This is a genomic window from Bacteroides sp. HPS0048, from assembly GCF_964240755.1.
Lineage (GTDB): Bacteria > Bacteroidota > Bacteroidia > Bacteroidales > Bacteroidaceae > Bacteroides > Bacteroides nordii.
This window is the reverse complement of record NZ_CAXSVC010000020.1, coordinates 1-18,436: the sequence shown is the minus strand read 5'-3', so window position 1 is coordinate 18,436 and position 18,436 is coordinate 1. Positions and strand designations below refer to the sequence as shown.

The window sequence follows — 18,436 nt, the reverse complement described above, 5'->3', positions numbered from 1 at the left end:
ACAAATATTGCACATCTCATAGTTCACATCCGTATACTTTTGTAGCGATCAATTAACACTCTACATGGGTGTAACTAAGAAAAACAATCATTTTAATAAACTAAAAGTAAACATGCAAAGAATGTCTAACCAAGTGAAAAACATGCGAATCGTGCTGCTTATGTTATTTGCAGCTCTATCGCTCAGCGTTTCCGCGCAAACGATTACTCTCAAAGGTAATGTGAAAGATGCGACCGGTGAACCTATAATCGGTGCTTCTGTCGTAGAAAAAGGAAATACTTCCAATGGTACTATTACCGACTTGGATGGTAATTTCAGCCTAAAAGTTCCTTCCAAAGCTAATGTTATCATATCTTACATAGGTATGAAAACTCAAGATGTTGCAGTCAAAGGACAAAATTCAATTAATGTGATATTGTATGATGACGCCCAATCCCTTGATGAAGTGGTAGTTATCGGCTACGGAAGTGTTAAGAAAAAAGATTTAACTGGTTCTGTCAGTACCGTACAAGGTAGTGAACTTGCCAAGATTCCTGTAAGTTCTGCAGCACAAGCATTAACCGGTCGTCTGGCTGGTGTACAAATTACAACATCAGACGGTTCTCCCGATGCAGAAATGATTATCCGCGTACGCGGTGGGGGGTCAATCACCGGAGATAACTCTCCTTTGTACATCGTAGACGGATTCCCTGTATCGAGTATTAGTGACGTAGCTCCGGGAGATATTCAAGACATCACAGTACTAAAAGATGCTTCTTCAACTGCCATCTATGGTTCACAAGGTGCAAACGGTGTAGTATTAATTACAACCAAAAGTGCAAAAGGAGGAAAGACTCAAGTTTCTTATAATGGATACATTCAAGGCAAAAAGCTATTAAGAAAAATCGATGTAATGAATCCTTACGAATTCGTAATGTTCAACTACGAAAAAGCTGCTATGAGAAACAGTATTTCAAGTTTTGAGAAACGTTTTGGAGCGTTTGGAGACCTTGACCTTTATAAATACCAAGAAGCAGCCGATTATCAAGATGAAATGTTCGGTCATCCCGACTTATCACAATCGCACAATATCAGTATAACTGGTGGCAATGACAAAACTAAATTCTCATTAAGCGGTACTTACATTAATGATGGTAGTTTGATGAAAGACAACGGTTATAACCGTTTTAATCTGAATTTCAAGTTAAATCACGAAATTACCAAAGGTTTAAAACTTGATTTCGGTACGCGTATATCTGACACTACTGTTAAAGGCGTAGGTACAGGTGGTGGTACTTATAAGATCCGTTCTTACGATGCTTTGATGAAAGCACCAGTTAACGGTTTCTATGATTTCACAGATGTAGATACAAGTGACATGAGTGACGAAGAGCTCGAACAATACCAAAATGATACAATGACTTTACAAGAAAAAGTAGATCAATATTGGAGAAGAAAACAAGAACGACGTTTCAACTTTACAGGAGGCGTAACTTGGAATATTCTGAAAGGTCTTACTTACCGTCTTGAAGGAGGATATGATTATACATTTTTCCAACAAAAAGACTGGTATGGTGCAAAAAGTAGTAAAGCTATTCAGGATGGTAATAAGTTGCCAATGGGCGAATGGAATAAAAAAGACACTTATAAATACCGTATTACCAATACAATAAACTGGAAACATTCGTTCAATCAAATACATGACGTTGATTTAATGGTCGGACAAGAAATTGTAGTAAGTAATAACGAATCTAACACCATGGTCGGAAAATATTTCCAAAGCGAAATTACTCCAGAGAAAATGTTTGCAAGTATGGCATCCAATTCTGGTGAGACAGGTTCAAGAACTATCAGTAGTACATTGGGACAACCTGATAAAACAGCTTCTTTCTTCGGTCGTTTAAATTATGGCTATAAAGACAGATATTTAGCAACTGTTACTGTACGTGCGGATGGTTCCAGCAAATTCATAAGAGGCAATCGTTGGGGTATATTTCCCGCTACCGCCCTCGCATGGCGAATTAGTCAAGAGGAATTTATGGAACCAACCCAAAATTGGTTATCGAACTTAAAGCTTCGCTTCAGCTATGGGCAAGCTGGAAACAACCGTATTGGTAGTGGTATGTACGAAACACTTTATAAGGCATATTCATCATCCAAATATTATGGAGCCGGAGGTTACCTAAATCCTCACTACACGCTTGCCAATTCGCAAATGGCCAATCCTAACCTGAAATGGGAAACGACAATCACACGAAATGGCGGTTTAGATTTTGGATTTTTACACGAACGGATATCAGGTACACTGGATTTCTATTGGAATACAACAAAAGATTTGTTAGTTGAGAGACAAATTGTAGCTCCGGGATACTCCAGCGTACAAGAAAACATAGGCCAAACTTCAAATCGTGGTGTCGAACTAAGTTTAAATGCAACCATTATTCAAACAAAAGACTTCATGTTATCTGCCAATTTCAATATTGGTATCAACAGAAACAAGGTTGACAAATTAGCCGGTACAAACGAAATGTCCTACAACTCAGGTGGTTTTTCATCAGATACCAAAGAACAAGACGATTATCGCGTAATAGTAGGTGAGCCATTAGGATTGGTTTATGGTTTCGTTTATGATGGAATTTATGGAGTAGATGATTTCGTGACCTACACTGATGCAAATGGTAGAACTCAATTCCAGTTCGATAATAAAGGTAATTTTATACTAAAAGAAGGAATACCTAACAATAGTTATCTATCTGGATCAAATGCTGGAGTACGTCCCGGCGCTATGAAACTAAAAGATCTTGATAAAAGCGGTGACATAGACAAAAATGATCGTCAGATCATTGGTCGTACTGCTCCTAAACATACAGGTGGTTTTGGTCTTAATGCAACTTGGAAAGGTTTAGATTTATCAGTTATGTTTAACTGGGTATACGGTAATCAGATCTATAATATGGACAAAATTGCAAGTACACAATCCTACCGAACAACTTACGCCAATCTACGTGAATATATGGGCGCTGGTTCTGCCTGGACATACTTAGATCGTACATCGGGTGAAATAGTAACTGATTATGAAACATTAAAATCGATGAATGAAAACAAAAGTTACTGGTCTCCTTTGACAATTCCGGACGGAAATCCATTAGTTACTTCATGGGCTATAGAGGACGGTTCCTATCTACGTTTGCAAAACCTAACATTAGGATATACCTTACCTAAAGAATGGACAAAAAAATTTGCTTGTAGTCAATTACGTCTTTATTGTACATTAAATAATGTATGGACTTGGACCAACTATAGCGGATATGACCCAGAAGTCAATTCTTCTATCCGTAATAGTAAAACAAGTGGTATTACTCCAGGTGCTGATTATTCAGCCTATCCTAAGGCTTTCTCGTGGACAGCGGGTGTTAACATTACATTCTAATCATTTTCAATTAACATTATTATAAAATGAAAAAGCGACTATTATATATTGCAGCTATAATAAGTACAATGTTCCTGAGTACTTCATGCAACGACTTCCTTGATACGGAAACTCTATCAAATGATTCCCAAGAGTATCTGTGTTCAAACCCTACGGACGCCCGTAAAATGGTTAACCATATTTATTCATTCTTCTGTGAAGATACATATACCTCCCGTATGTCTAACGCCTGGATGCAGAATACCGACGTCGAGATGTTCTTTGTTAGCAAAGCACAAGCGATTGCTCATAATGACCGTCGTGGTATTTGGGCATTAAACGCCGGAGATTTTAATGACATCAAAAATTGTTGGGAGCACAACTACAATGCTATTGACTTCGCCAATCAAGTAATAGAAGGAATAGAGGCCAGTGACATGTATAAAAATGGAAATGCAGAAATGAGTCAATTATTGGGTGAAGCTTATTGTTTGCGTGCCTATCGTTATTTTCTGCTTTGTAATTTTTGGGCAGATGTCCCCTTCTCCATCACTCCTTCTAAATATGGAGAAAACAACAATACCCCTCGTGTAGACAAGAATATTATTTATTCTCATATCATTCAGGATCTTATTAATGTAGAAGGTTCAATGAAATGGGCAGATAAACTCGAGAATGGTGTAGAACTAATGAACCGTGAGTTTGCTATGGGCTTTATAGCTAAATTAGCAATGTTCCGTGCCGGATATTCTATGCAAGCAGATGGCACTATGAGCCGTTGTACTATAGACGGCCAAATCACTCCTGTTACCTATACAGACGAAAATGGCGTTAAACAGACTGCAAGTGCCAGTGATGATTTCTATAAGTTGGCACAAGCCTATTGCCGCAAATTAATCAAAGAAAAGGACCGTGCTCTGACTAATGATTTCAAAAGTATCTTTTATAATCAAATAAACTCATCCAGCAGTGCTAATGGTGATGTTCTTTACGAAAATGGTTTTGTTCAGAATGGTGGTGGCGATGTTGCTTGGTGTATAGGTGTTACCGTAACAGGAGGTAGTAAAGGTACAACAACTATTCAAGTAGGCCTTTCTCCTAAATATGCTTGTTCATTCGATAAAGAAGACCAACGTCTTGCAGTAACTTGCGCTAATTATAAATTCTTAGGAGATAATACGCAAAATGCATGTGATCCTACTGGTATTACTATTGGTAAATGGTGTCGTATGGATATGACTACCTCTAGTGCAACTAAAAATACAGGGGTTAACTGGCCAGTACTTCGTTATGCAGATGTACTGTTATTACTTGCCGAAGCTGACAACGAAATTAACAATGGGCCGACAGACGAAGCTAAGCAAATGTTGAAACGGGTACGCGAACGTGCATTTGCAAATGCAGAAAGTAAATCTCAGAAAGTTGATGAGTACATTAATCAACTAACATCCTACAACGATTTCAAGCAGGCGATCATAAACGAACGTGCATGGGAACTTGGAGGTGAATGTATCCGTAAATTCGACCTTATACGTTGGAATGAATACGCTAAAGCAGCTGTACAGACTATTGAATGGATGATTGAAGAAGGGAAGAACGCCCAACAATTGGAAGAAGCTAACGGAGAATTTATATACAACAAAGATTTGGAAATAGCAGATACTGGTGTGGCCAACTCCCTTTACTTTCAATTCGAGAATGGAATGTTAAAGTTTGACAATGATATCTTCACGGCACGTGATGCAAAAGTTGAACCTTATAAGAGCGCAGAAACAATCAAGGATGACGAGATTAAATCAGGATTTACCAGTGCAAAAGATAAAATGTATCGTATAGATTTTGCTAAAAAGTTTATCTCTTCATCATCTACTGACCCAACAACTAATAAACCTTACGGACAAGACGAAAATGGTAATGACATAAAAAAAGGTACGGTATTAGAAAGTGCATTGTATAGTTTCTATGGGATTACCGATGGAGTATTAATCAATGGAACAGAAGATCTTTCTTCTTTGGTGAACAAACCGGCTCCTTACGTTATGCCTATCCCTTCATCTAAGGTTTCTAACAGTGCAGGAGTTTTGTCTAACGATGGATATGGAATCCGTAATAAATAAAAAAGAACGATATGAAAGCGATTAAATATTTCAAATATATTGTATTAAGTCTGCTCATTGGAGCAGGCTTAGCAAGCTGTAACGATGATGATCTGGGAACGACTCCCCGCCTATTCAGACCTGTGGCCACTATTGAATCACAAAATAATAATATAGTTGTTACCTGGGATAATATAAAAGGTGCCTCCTCCTATGAAATCATACTCTTTAAAATGACAGGAGAAAACGAAGACGGTACATTGATCGGCACGAAATATGACGAAGCCACTACTTCTACTTCTCCTTATACTTTCGAAGGAGTAGAATGGGATGAGAAGTATGGTGTTAAGATCAAAGCTATCGGTTCAGAACTCCAATCTGAATATTATGAGACAAAAGCAATCAGTGTAGTATACCCTACAAAATTAGTTAGTATCCGTACAATTGATATTGCTGCCCTACCTACCTGGTCAAGTGGGGGAAATCAAATTACAGCGCTAGAAATCACTCCAACAGAGATTGAAGGTGAACCAATCATCGTTTCTATTACCGACGAAGAATATGCTTCCGGACAAAAGGTTATTTACGGTTTGAAACCCAATACTGCCTATACCTTAACAGCATATTCGGGAGAAGAACTGATTAGAGCCAACTATGAAGGAAAATTGAACTTTACCACTCGAGAATCCGAAAATTTCGATGAGAAATATGGAGAAGGAATGTATATAGACTTACGCGGTTATGATGATCCTAACATTCTAATTTCAGAAGAAGTGAAAGCAAAATTAGATGAAACAGAAGGATTGACCGTTGTTCTTCAAGGAGGATACCAATACAAAACAAGTAGTGATACTCCGCTAAAATTCAAAAAATCAGTTAACTTCATTACTGGTTTATCTCTCGAAGGTAATGCGATTATTGTACAAAGTGGAGCAATGCAATCAGAAAGTGGAGCGAATATAGCAAAACTTTCATTCACCGATATTGACTTCATTAGTGATAAAGCAAACGAATTACCTATAGCTGAATGGACAGATAAAGGGTTTGGAGGCCGACAAGTATATAATGTAAACGGTAGTAAATCGATGGTAGGAGAACTCACCTTCAAAAACTGTCGCATTGAAGGATATCGTGCTATTGCACGTCTCCAAGGTGAAGATGGTATAAACAGAGTATTATTTAACAGTTGCACCATCAATGGTATTGGTGACCAAGCCGTTGTCACGACCAACAATAAAGCTGCTGCCACAATGGATGAAATTGATTTTATTAACTGTACTATTACCAATATCGTACAATTATGCGACTTACGTTCTAGCAAGAATTCACCTACACTGACTGTTAGCGATTGTACATTTTGTTATGCTCCGGTAGACAGAACTGATAAAGCAGACTGGGCCCTGTTCCGTATGGGAAGCAATACCGTTTCTTTAATCGTCGAAAATACAGTATTCGGACCTTCGATGCAGGCAACAGCAGCAGATGGTTCTGTAATTACTCCGTACGTTGCAGGTAAAGGCTCTATCTTCCTTAATGGAACAGATGGAACAGCCGGAGTAAAAAACTCTTATCGTACAAATTTTGAATGGACTAAAGTAGGAGATAAAGCTCTAACTTATCCTTTAGATGGGCTTATTACCATAGCTACAGACGAAAAAGGTTTATTCACTGCCCCAACCGCGGAAGAAGAAAACTATATGTTTAATTTCACCTTTGATGGTATATCCTCATCAGGAGCCCTCAAATGGAGAAAATAGAATTTAAGTACCCGTAACAAGAAAGGGAGTAGATTGGTGATCTGCTCCCTTTCTTCTTTATCACCTAAATTTATAGAAAAAACAAATCATGAAATATACATTTACTCATATTTTACGAACAGCAACATTAACTATCATTATTGGTTTAACCGCCACTACCTATTCCCAATTACCTTATCAAGATCCCAATTTGACTCCTGAACAAAGAGCTACCGACCTATTACAACGTCTCACTATAGAAGAAAAGGTATCATTAATGCAAAACAACTCACCTGGCATTCTCCGGTTAGGAATTAAACCATACGAATGGTGGAATGAAGCCTTACATGGTGTAGCACGTGCCGGGCTGGCTACCGTCTTCCCGCAAACCATCGGTATGGCAGCATCTTTTGACGATACACTTATTTATGAGGTTTTTAATGCTATATCTGATGAGGCAAGAGCCAAAAACAGACACTTCAACACATTAGGACAGTACAAACGCTATCAAGGACTAACTATGTGGACACCTAATATTAATATTTTTCGTGACCCACGTTGGGGACGCGGGCAAGAAACTTATGGTGAAGATCCTTATCTGACAAGCCGCATGGGAGTAGCTGTAGTAAAAGGTCTACAAGGTCCAGATAGCGCCCGTTATAATAAGTTACATGCTTGTGCGAAACATTTCGCCGTTCATTCTGGTCCAGAATGGAACCGGCATAGTTTCAATGCCGAAAATATCATTCCAAGAGATCTATGGGAAACCTATCTTCCGGCATTCAAAACATTAGTACAGGAAGCTGACGTTAAAGAAGTGATGTGTGCTTACAATCGTTTTGAAGGAGATCCTTGTTGTGGCAGTAATCGCCTGCTGACACAAATTTTACGTAACGAATGGGGATTCAAAGGGATTGTCGTATCTGATTGTGGGGCCATATCAGACTTTTGGGGAACAAAAAAACACAACACTCACCCAGATGCTGCGCATGCATCCGCTGAAGCCGTGTTAAATGGAACTGATCTGGAATGCGGAAGCAATTACCGAAAGCTTACAGAGGCCATAAAAGCCGGAATTATTTCTGAAAAACAAATAAACGTTTCTGTAAAACGATTGTTGAAAGCCCGTTTTGAACTTGGAGAAATGGAAAATATTCATCCATGGACACTTCCTTATAGTATTGTCGACAGCCCTAAGCACCGGTGTTTGGCATTAAAAATGGCTCATGAAACGATGACACTCCTACAAAACAAAGGAAAAGTTCTACCACTTGACAAACAGGCCCGAATAGCAATAATCGGGCCTAATGCAAACGACTCAGTAATGCAATGGGGTAATTATAATGGAACACCATCGCATACAAGTACTCTGTTATCTGCATTTCGAAAGAGACTACCAATTTCCCATCTTATTTATGAACCGGTATGTGGACTAACTGACAGTATTACTTACAACAGTTTATTTGATCAATGTAGTTACAATGGAAAACACGGATTCTTAGCCTCTTATTGGAACAATCCAGATTTTGAAGGAGAAGCAAATGCTATCACTCAACTCTCTACACCATTCCGTTTCACTACTTTAGGAGCTACAGCATTTGCACCCGGAATAAAGTTAACAGAATTCAGTAGTTGTTATCAAACAGTGTTCCGTCCTCAAAAATCGGGAAATGCGATTTTCCGTTTTCAAACGAACGGAAATATCCGAGTAAGTATTAACGGAGAAGAAGTCATTAAAACCGGTAATATTAAGAATCCGAAAAATCTATATACTCTACAAACCGAAGCCGGGAAAAGCTATAAAATCAAAATTGATTTTAAGCAAGTAAAAGATGAAACTTATTTCAACTTCGACTTAGTTGAAGGACTTCCTCTCAATATAAGCAACACACTCGAAAAACTCAAGGATATTGATATTATAATCTTTGCAGGAGGTATCTCCCCATCATTGGAGGGTGAGGAGATGAATGTATCTGCCACCGGATTCAAAGGAGGTGATCGAACAGATATCGAATTTCCAGCTGTCCAACGTAAAGTATTAGCAGCCTTAAAAGAAGCTGGTAAAAAAGTTATACTTGTCAATTTTTCCGGCTCAGCTATGGCACTAACTCCAGAAACAAAAAGTTGTGATGCTATCTTACAAGCATGGTATCCGGGTGAGGAAGGTGGAACGGCTATTGTAAATGTACTTTTCGGTGATTATAATCCCGCCGGACGACTTCCTATCACATTCTATAAAAGTATCGATCAACTTCCAGACTTTGAAAACTATTCAATGAAAGGACGTACCTACCGTTATATGCAGGAAGAACCTCTTTTTCCTTTCGGTTACGGACTCAGTTATACTACCTTTGCCTTCGGTAAAATCCATATAAACAAAAATAGCCTTTCTGCCGGAGAAAAGGTTACACTCCATATACCTATTAAAAACATTGGCGATAGAGATGGAGTAGAAGTGGTACAAATCTATATTCAAAGACAAGCCGACAAAGAAGGTCCAGTGAAAACACTACGTGCATTCAAAAGAGTAGAAATACCCAAAGGAAAAACGCAGGAGGTAAAGATAGAGCTACCATATGTAGCTTTTGAATGGTTCGATCCAACTACCAATACAATGCGTCCTATTCAAGGAGAGTACAATATATTATATGGAAATAGTTCCAGAATGAAAGATTTACAATCTGCTAAAATACAAATACAGTAAGAAAGAAATATGAGAAATTTAATGATTACTTGCTTTATTGTTCTAACAGCTAACAATATACAAGCACAAGACAAACATCTGAAACTATGGTATGATCGCCCTGCTACCCAATGGGTGGAGGCTCTGCCATTAGGAAACGGACGGATCGGAGCCATGGTTTATGGTGACGTGTTACACGAAGAGTTTCAATTGAATGAAGAGAGTATATGGGGAGGCTCTCCTTACAACAATGTCAATCCAAAAGCGAAGGAAGCTCTGCCTCGAATTCGTCAATTGATATTCGAAGGTCGAAATAAAGAAGCACAAGAAATGTGTGGACATGCTATCTGTTCACAAACAGCCAATGGAATGCCTTACCAAACTGTAGGTTCATTACATCTTGATTTTGAAGGAGTTAATAATTATTCCGATTATTACCGTGAACTCGACATAGAGAAAGCAATAGTCACTACGAAGTTTACCTCTGAAGGAGTAACTTATACCCGAGAGGCTTTCACTTCTTTTCCCGATCAACTACTTATTATTCGCCTGACAGCTTCCCAAAAAAGAAAAATCTCTTTTACAGCACGATACAATACTCCGTATGGCAAGGATATAATACGAAATGTATCTTCCCGAAAAGAACTTCAGTTGCATGGAAAAGCCAATGACCACGAGGGTATTGAAGGTAAAGTACGTTTTAGTACTTTAACACGAGTCGAACATAACGGTGGATACACAGAGGCTATTGCCGACACTCTGTTACGAATAAGTAATGCCAACAGCGTAACATTGTATGTATCTATAGGAACAAATTTTATAAATTACAACGATGTATCCGGCAATGCTTTAAAAACAGCACAGAATTATTTGAAAAATGCTGGAAAGAATTATCAAAAAGCCAAAGAAACTCATTGCTCTACTTACAGAAAATGGTTCAACCGTGTTTCACTTGACTTAGGTAGCAATGCACAATCTTTTAAACCGACCGATGTACGAGTGCGGGAGTTTACTTCCACATTTGATCCTCAGCTGGCAGCTCTTTATTTTCAATTCGGGCGCTATCTTCTGATATGTAGCTCCCAGCCCGGCGGACAAGCTGCTAACCTTCAAGGTATCTGGAACTATCAATTACGTGCTCCGTGGGATGGAAAATATACTACCGATATCAATGTGGAAATGAACTATTGGCCGGCAGAATCCACTAACTTACCAGAAATGCACGAACCCTTCCTGCAACTCATAAAAGAAGTAGCCGAAAAAGGTAAACAGAGTGCCGCCATGTATGGTTGCCGTGGATGGACACTTCACCATAACACAGATATCTGGCGATCAACTGGTTCGGTAGACGGCCCGGGATATGGCATCTGGCCTACTTGTAATAGTTGGTTCTGCCAACATTTATGGGACCACTATCTGTTCTCCGGCAATCGCGATTATCTCACAGAAATATATCCTCTCATGCGTAGTGCTTGTGAATTCTATCTTGATTTCTTAATACGTGACCCCAAAAACAACTGGTTAGTAGTATCTCCTTCCTACTCTCCGGAGAATCGTCCAGTAGTGAACGGTAAACGTGATTTTACAATAGTGGCCGGAGCCACTATGGATAATCAGATGGTAAACGACCTCTTCCGTAATACTCTGGAAGCAGCTTCTCTGATAGGTGAATCTTCAGCTTTTATAGATAGCCTGCAAACCGTAATCCAAAATCTGGCTCCCATGCAAGTAGGACGCTGGGGGCAATTACAAGAATGGATGGAAGATTGGGATAATCCTCAAGATCGCCATCGTCATACTTCACATCTATGGGGATTATACCCGGGACGTCAGATTACTCCCCGCACACCTATCCTCTTCGAAGCTGCTAAACGTACGCTTGAAGGACGTGGAGATCATTCCACTGGCTGGTCTATGGGATGGAAAGTCTGTTTTTGGGCAAGACTCCTCGACGGAAATCATGCCTACAAACTAATTACCGAACAACTTCATCCTACTACTGACGAGAAAGGACAAAACGGAGGAACTTACCCTAATCTTTTTGATGCCCATCCTCCTTTCCAAATTGATGGGAACTTCGGTTGTACAGCCGGTATATCCGAAATGTTTGTACAAAGCCATGCAGGTAGTGTGCACCTGCTACCTGCATTACCCGATGTATGGAAAAAAGGAAGTATAACAGGGCTTCGCTGCCGTGGCGGATTCACAATAGATGAATTGAACTGGGAGGATAACCAATTGCAATCCGTTCGAATCACTTCATCTATAGGAGGAACACTGCGTATCTGCACGACTACTCCATTAATATTCAACGGAGAAAAGCTTGAGGTGACTCAAACTCCGGAATGTGATAATCCACTGTTGAAAAGTCAGCCAATACGCCGTCCGCTAATTGCAGTCAATGCTCCAATCAATACAACCACATTGAATAAAAACTATATATATGATATAAAAACAGTAGCCGGGAAAAGCTACCTATTAAGAAAAGCAAAATAATAAAGTAGATTATAAGGATAACTGCGGACAAGCCAACCATATAAAAAATCAACTCATCTTTGTGTGACAATAAAACAAGCATTACAGTTATAACTTGAATTCACTCTTTTCTGTGAGTTGTTTTTACAAACACTTCTCATCCTCCGTTTTTTTGATATGAATATCAAAAACGGAGGAGAAGATAACCTCTGATTTAGTCCTATTTACAACCAATCCGCAACTACCCAATAGATCCGTCTGCTACCCCATTCTCAACATACAAGTCAGCCAAACAAAATATTATATCCTCTTCTTTGCCCTAATCCCATAATATTTGTACATTGCGACGACTAAAACCTCAAAGACCCAATTATTATGGAAATGAATAAAGAAAACTTCGAAAAACTACTCAACCAAATCAAAGCGTCCGGAAAACCTGCTACCGAATGGTTTGGCAAATATACACACGATATATTAATGCATCCCGATAATTGGTGGGAAGCTCTTGCTGTATGTGAATATGCATTAGATAGTAAAGAAGATGAGAAACAAATAGCCGAATTCTTTCACCACATATTTCAGGCCTATGATTGTAATGTAGAGGTAGACCTGAACGACGAAGAATATACATTCTGGTGGGAGAAAGTACAGGAAACTTGTGATCGTGTAGGTGAGTTTGCAGGTGTAGGACTTGTGCAGAAAGGCTCGCAATATGCCGAAGCACGTTATGGTCTGCGTGATACCAGCAAGTTAGTACCTTATTACGAAAAAGCTGCTGATATGGGAGATGAAAATGCACAAGCCACTTTTGCCTTTTGGAAATATATGGGTTATTACTGCGAAGCAGACAAAGCAGAAGGGGAACGTCGTTTTGCCACTCTTACCACTCCCGAAGGACTGCACTGGAAGAAATTCTATGAAGCTTGTATAGAGAATTGTGCAGGACATGAAGAAAAAGCATGGGAACTCCGCCAAGAGTTGCTGAAGGAACTGCCTGAAGGAGACAAAATGCGTGCCAATATATATGCTATTATCGGCGATGAGCTTGATAATGACGAAACAAAAGTTGCCGAACAAGCTGAGTATTATGAAAAGGCATTGGCTGTAGTACCCAATTTCTATGTTCAGAAAAACCTGGGTACGCTCTATTTTCGAAATCCGGAATTAGGAAAAACACAGGAACAAGCTTTCGAGTTATGGGAAGGTGCATGGAAAGCCGGTGTATGGTCAGCAGCCAACTTTTTAGGATATTACTATCAGGAAGAGCCTTGGACAGATATCCCCAAAGCTATTGAATGGTTGGAAAAAGGGATGCTTTATTGTGAGTCGTATTGTACGTATGAGCTTGCATTAATCTACCTCTATAATGAAGAGTATCAGAATGTAGAACGTGGATTATACTGTCTCGAACGATGTGTGGAAGATAATTACATACAGGGTATTGAAAGTCTCGCCATGGTTTATTTTAATGGAGAACTGGTGGAAGAGAATATCGAACGTGCTCACGAACTATTACTGAAAGCTACCGAACTGAATTCCGGAAGCGCTGCATACCGCATCGGATGGATGTATGAACGTGGTATCCTCTCAGAAAATCCTGATTATGAAAAAGCTCTGGAATATTATGAAAAGTCTGCCGCATTGGAGAACAATGACGGATATTGCAGGGCCGCCCTCTATTTGGCAAACGGTTATGCCGGAATAACAGATGAAGCTAAATCTAAAGAGTATTACGAAAAAGCAGCTGCACAAGGTTCTCCTTATGCACTTGTGGAGTTAGGTTTTCTCCAAGAGAATGAACAGAACTATGAACAGGCATTCGAATTGTTCAGTAAAGCTGCCGAACAGGAATACCCCTATGGCATGTACCGCGTGGGTTACTACCTGAGTGAAGGAATAAAAGGTGATGCCCAACCCGAAGAGGGGGCAGCCTGGTACCTCAAAGCTGCCGAAGCCGGTGATACAGATGCCATGTTTGCCATGGGGCGTTGTTACAAAAACGGATATGGTGTAGAAGAAGATCCGGACAAAGCACTCGCCTGGTACCAGAAAGGAGAAGAAAAAGAAGACCCCCGCTGTATCACCGAATTAGGATTAGCATATGAAAACGGTTACGGTGTAGAGGAAAACCCACATAAAGCAGTGGAATACATGACCAAAGCCGCCGAACTAAACTATGGATATGCCCAGTTCAAAATGGGTGATTATTATTTCTACGGTTACGGTCCCTGCCTGGAAGATAACAAACAAGCAGTGGAATGGTACGAAAAAGCAATAGCCAACGGCAATGCACTCGCTATGCTCCGCTTGGGAGAATATTATCTCTACGATTACGATAAACTAAATGAAAGTGAAAAAGCATTCACTTATTTCAAACAGGCGGCAGAACAGGAATTCTATAATGAAGGAATAGGTATCTGCTATGAAATGGGCATCGGAGTAGAAGAAAATGAGACGGAGGCCTTCAAGTACTACACCCTTGCCGCAAACAATGGCAATACAATGAGTATGTACCGCACCGGTCTCTGCCATTATAATGGTGTAGGCGTTAAACAAAACCTTCAGGAAGCCTTCCGTTGGTTCAATGACGCCGCCGGAAATGAAAACATTCATGCCTGCTATTATGTAGGTAAAATGCTAATGTACGGCGAAGGATGTACCCCAAATCCAGAAAACGGCTTGCAATGGTTGCAAAAGGCAGCAGAAGCCGGTAGCGACAAAGCCCAGTTTGAGCTGGGAAATGCTTACCTGAGTGGCAATGGTGTAGAAGAGAATGATGAGATCGCCATGGAATGGTTTGAAAAAGCTGCTGAGAACGGAAACGAAAAAGCATTAAAAATAACAGGAAGAAGAAAAAGATGATGAGATTTATGATGTATGACTTATAAATCCCATAAATTCTAAAAATCATGGAGAACGAAAATAATAATCTATTCCAGGTCAATCTAAAGGGGATGATTGCCCTGCTATCGGAACATATCTATAGTAACCCCAACACATTTGTCCGCGAACTGCTTCAAAACTGCGTGGATGCTATTACCGCCCTGCGCAATATTGACGAAAACTATTCCGGACGTATTGATGTATACCTCAACGACGACGGTTCACTGACTTTCCAGGACAACGGTATCGGACTGAAGGAGGAAGAAGTATATCGTTTTCTGACCGTTATCGGTGAAAGCTCCAAACGAGAGACTCCCGATGCCGACGATTACATTGGTCGTTTTGGTATCGGTTTGTTGTCATGTTTTGTAGTAACCAATGAGATTACAGTAGAAAGTCGTTCGGCAATGGGCAAACAAGCCGTTCGCTGGTGCGGAAAAGTAGACGGAACCTATCAGACCACCCTTCCCGCTGAAGAATGGCCTATCGGTTCACGTGTCATTCTGATCCCGAAAAAAGAATGGAGCCATCTCTTTGAATACGAGACCTTCAAAAAGATTCTTCAAAACTACGGAGAAGTACTGCCCCACCCTATTTATCTGCATAATCAAGGTAAAGAAGAGTTGGTAAACACCCCTGCTCCCATCTGGCTGGATCCCAAAGCCACCCGTAAAGAACTTCTTGATCACGGGACCAAAGTATTTCAATCATCTGCTCTCGATGTCTTCCGCATTCATACAGAAAATGGTAAAGTGAACGGAGTACTCTATATACTTCCGTTTCGTACCCAATTCTCTGTACGCAACTCCCATAAAGTCTATTTAAAACGCATGCTGTTGAGCGAAGACGATTGTAACCTGTTACCTCCCTGGGCTTTCTTTATCCGTTGTCTCATCAATGCTGACGGCCTGTTGTCTACCGCTTCAAGAGAGTCTTTTGTCAGTAACGACCTGCTAAAAGATGCACGAAAAGAGATAGGCAACGCCATTAAAGAATATCTGAAGGGGCTGATAGAAAACAACCGGGAAATGTTCAACAAGATTCTCGACGTACACTACTTTCATATTAAAGCAATTGCAGCAGAAGACAATGAACTTCTCCGGCTCTTTATAGACTACCTACCATTTGAAACAAGTAAAGGAATGCGCAACTTCGGAAATATTCGTTCTACAGACAACGTTATCCGTTACACCCGTAATATTGAAGATTTTCGTCAGGTTCGCCGTATTGCAGGTTCACAAGGTTGGTTGGTCATCAATGCAGCCTATACCTTTGACGAGACATTGCTGAAAAAATCGGCCCGTCTCTTACCGGAACTGACTCTGGAAGAAGTCTCTCCCGCCCGCCTGCTCGAACAGTTCGCAGAAGTAGAAGCCAGTGCAGAACATATTGATTTTGAGAAGAAAGCCAGCGAGTTATTGAAGCCCTTCGGATGCATCTGCCGTTTAAAGCACTTCACTCCGGCCGATACTCCTGTTATCTTCGTTGCCGAAGAAAAAGAAACCGGTACTAAAGCGGCCAATAATCCACTGGCAGCCGTATTAGGTGCTATTAACGCGCAAAAACAAACTCCTCCGACACTGACATTCAATGCCGACAATGAAATGGTACAAACATTACTGAAAATCAAAGGAGACAACAAACTGTTTCAGCACATCATACATATACTTTACGTACAGGCATTGTTACAAGGCCGTTACCCTGTAAATAGCGAAGAGATGACCCTCTTCAACCATTCACTCAGTGAGCTTATGACTACTAAAATGAATGACTTTATAAACTTCCTAAATTAAGAAAGCCTTATGAAATATACCCTTGAAATACAAAAAAGATTGTTACAAGTAGAAAATGGTAACCTGTCTCCTCACGAAAAAGCCCTTTTATTGAAAGAAGCTATCCGCATAGCCGATGAGAATGATGATCCGCAATGGGCAGTAGAGATGCGTCTGGACTTGATTTACGAACTGAATCTACTCTCTCAGGCCGAAGAAGAGATAGCCGTATTCTCCCGTATACTGGACGATTACGAAAACAATAAAGATCTTATCTCTGAAAACGATATTCTCTGGAAATATAAGTGGATATGCGGAGCAGCTTTCGACGTACCTGAGGTATCCCAATCACAGATAGATGCCATACTGGAAGATTTTAAAATCCGCACGTTGCGCAACGGATATTCGGCCCGTGCATACTATCATCTCTTATTCCTGCATTACAACAGAATGCGACAGTATGATCTGGCTAAAGAATATGCAGACAAAATGCTAAGCGAAAAGTTAGATGACATGATATGTGAAGCTTGCGAGCTGAATCTTCTGTTAGATTATTACCTGGAAACAGGACGGTTTGACGAAGCCTATCAGCGTGCACAACCGCTTATTAATAAACAAGTCACTTGTTATGAAGCTAATTTAAGAGCATTTCTTAAACTCGCTTATTATGCACAGAAAGCCGGAAAACCTGAAATAGCTTCCGATATGTGTGCCCGTGCAGAAGAGGCATTGGCAGGGCGGGAAAAAGACGAATACCTGTTACTTTATATCGGACAATTTATTATCTATAACTTTATGGTCAACCCACAACGTGGCTGGGAATATGCCGAACGTTGTATCCCCTGGAGTCTGAGAACAAGTAAATACAAGAAGTACCGTTTTGGTTGTGACATGACCGAAGCCCTGAAATATGAATCACGCCCGGAAGTGAAACTGGAGTTACCGGAAGAGTTCCCACTCTATAATGATAGTGGGATATATAATGTGGAAGAATTACGTACTTATTTCTATAACCAGGCAAAAGAGCTGGCACAACAATATGACGCACGCAATGGAAATAAAGGACATATGGAAAGGTTAGAATATTAATTTAATAATGTGCCGATATGCACATCGGCACATCCTCTTATTTTCTACAATACCTTCGATCTCAAATTATCAAAACAGGTATTATCTTCTCTATGGAAAATACCCGAAAAGATATCTAAACGCATTCCACAAGTTATAATTCTGTCTTTATAGCATTGATTAACAAGCTATTGAAAACATGCATTCTTTGTATTACAAGAGTACGTACTTAAGTATGTGTTAAATGTACACTTTTATGGTTCTTCTTCAATTTAGTTGAAAAGAGCTGTCTTATAATCCAATTTCCATAAATTAACGATCTATGAATTTAAAGA

Annotated in this window: 8 protein-coding genes; all 8 read left to right on the top strand. The window is 39.9% G+C overall.

Translation table 11 applies throughout. From position 1 onward, the window contains the following. The first annotated feature begins 112 nt into the window (after positions 1 to 112). Complete coding sequence (locus tag ACESQI_RS15495) at positions 113 to 3,409, top strand: SusC/RagA family TonB-linked outer membrane protein (RefSeq protein WP_373126534.1); 3,297 nt, start codon at positions 113 to 115, stop codon at positions 3,407 to 3,409. A gap of 26 nt (positions 3,410 to 3,435) precedes the next feature. Further along, positions 3,436 to 5,505 (top strand): RagB/SusD family nutrient uptake outer membrane protein, encoded by a 2,070-nt coding sequence (locus ACESQI_RS15490; protein WP_007484146.1) that lies wholly within the window; start codon positions 3,436 to 3,438, stop codon positions 5,503 to 5,505. Between the two features lie 11 nt (positions 5,506 to 5,516). Then, on the top strand, positions 5,517 to 7,241 hold the full coding sequence (locus tag ACESQI_RS15485) for a hypothetical protein (RefSeq protein WP_007484144.1): 1,725 nt from the start codon (positions 5,517 to 5,519) through the stop codon (positions 7,239 to 7,241). 88 nt (positions 7,242 to 7,329) lie between these two features. Beyond that, entirely contained in the window at positions 7,330 to 9,924 is a 2,595-nt protein-coding gene (gene xyl3A / locus ACESQI_RS15480) for a xylan 1,4-beta-xylosidase (RefSeq protein ID WP_234130744.1), read from the top strand. A gap of 9 nt (positions 9,925 to 9,933) precedes the next feature. Continuing rightward, positions 9,934 to 12,399 (top strand): glycoside hydrolase N-terminal domain-containing protein, encoded by a 2,466-nt coding sequence (locus tag ACESQI_RS15475; RefSeq protein ID WP_007484141.1) that lies wholly within the window; start codon positions 9,934 to 9,936, stop codon positions 12,397 to 12,399. A gap of 354 nt (positions 12,400 to 12,753) precedes the next feature. After that, positions 12,754 to 15,240 carry a tetratricopeptide repeat protein gene (locus ACESQI_RS15470; protein WP_373126532.1) on the top strand — a complete coding sequence of 829 codons (2,487 nt, stop codon included), beginning with the start codon at positions 12,754 to 12,756 and terminating at the stop codon, positions 15,238 to 15,240. Between the two features lie 47 nt (positions 15,241 to 15,287). Next, positions 15,288 to 17,054, top strand: a complete 1,767-nt coding sequence (locus ACESQI_RS15465) for an HSP90 family protein (protein WP_223381891.1) — start codon at positions 15,288 to 15,290, stop codon at positions 17,052 to 17,054. A 9-nt stretch (positions 17,055 to 17,063) separates the two neighbouring features. After that, a complete protein-coding gene (locus ACESQI_RS15460) occupies positions 17,064 to 18,122 on the top strand; it encodes a hypothetical protein (protein WP_237977116.1) in 1,059 nt (352 codons plus the stop codon). The last annotated feature ends 314 nt before the right edge of the window (positions 18,123 to 18,436 follow it).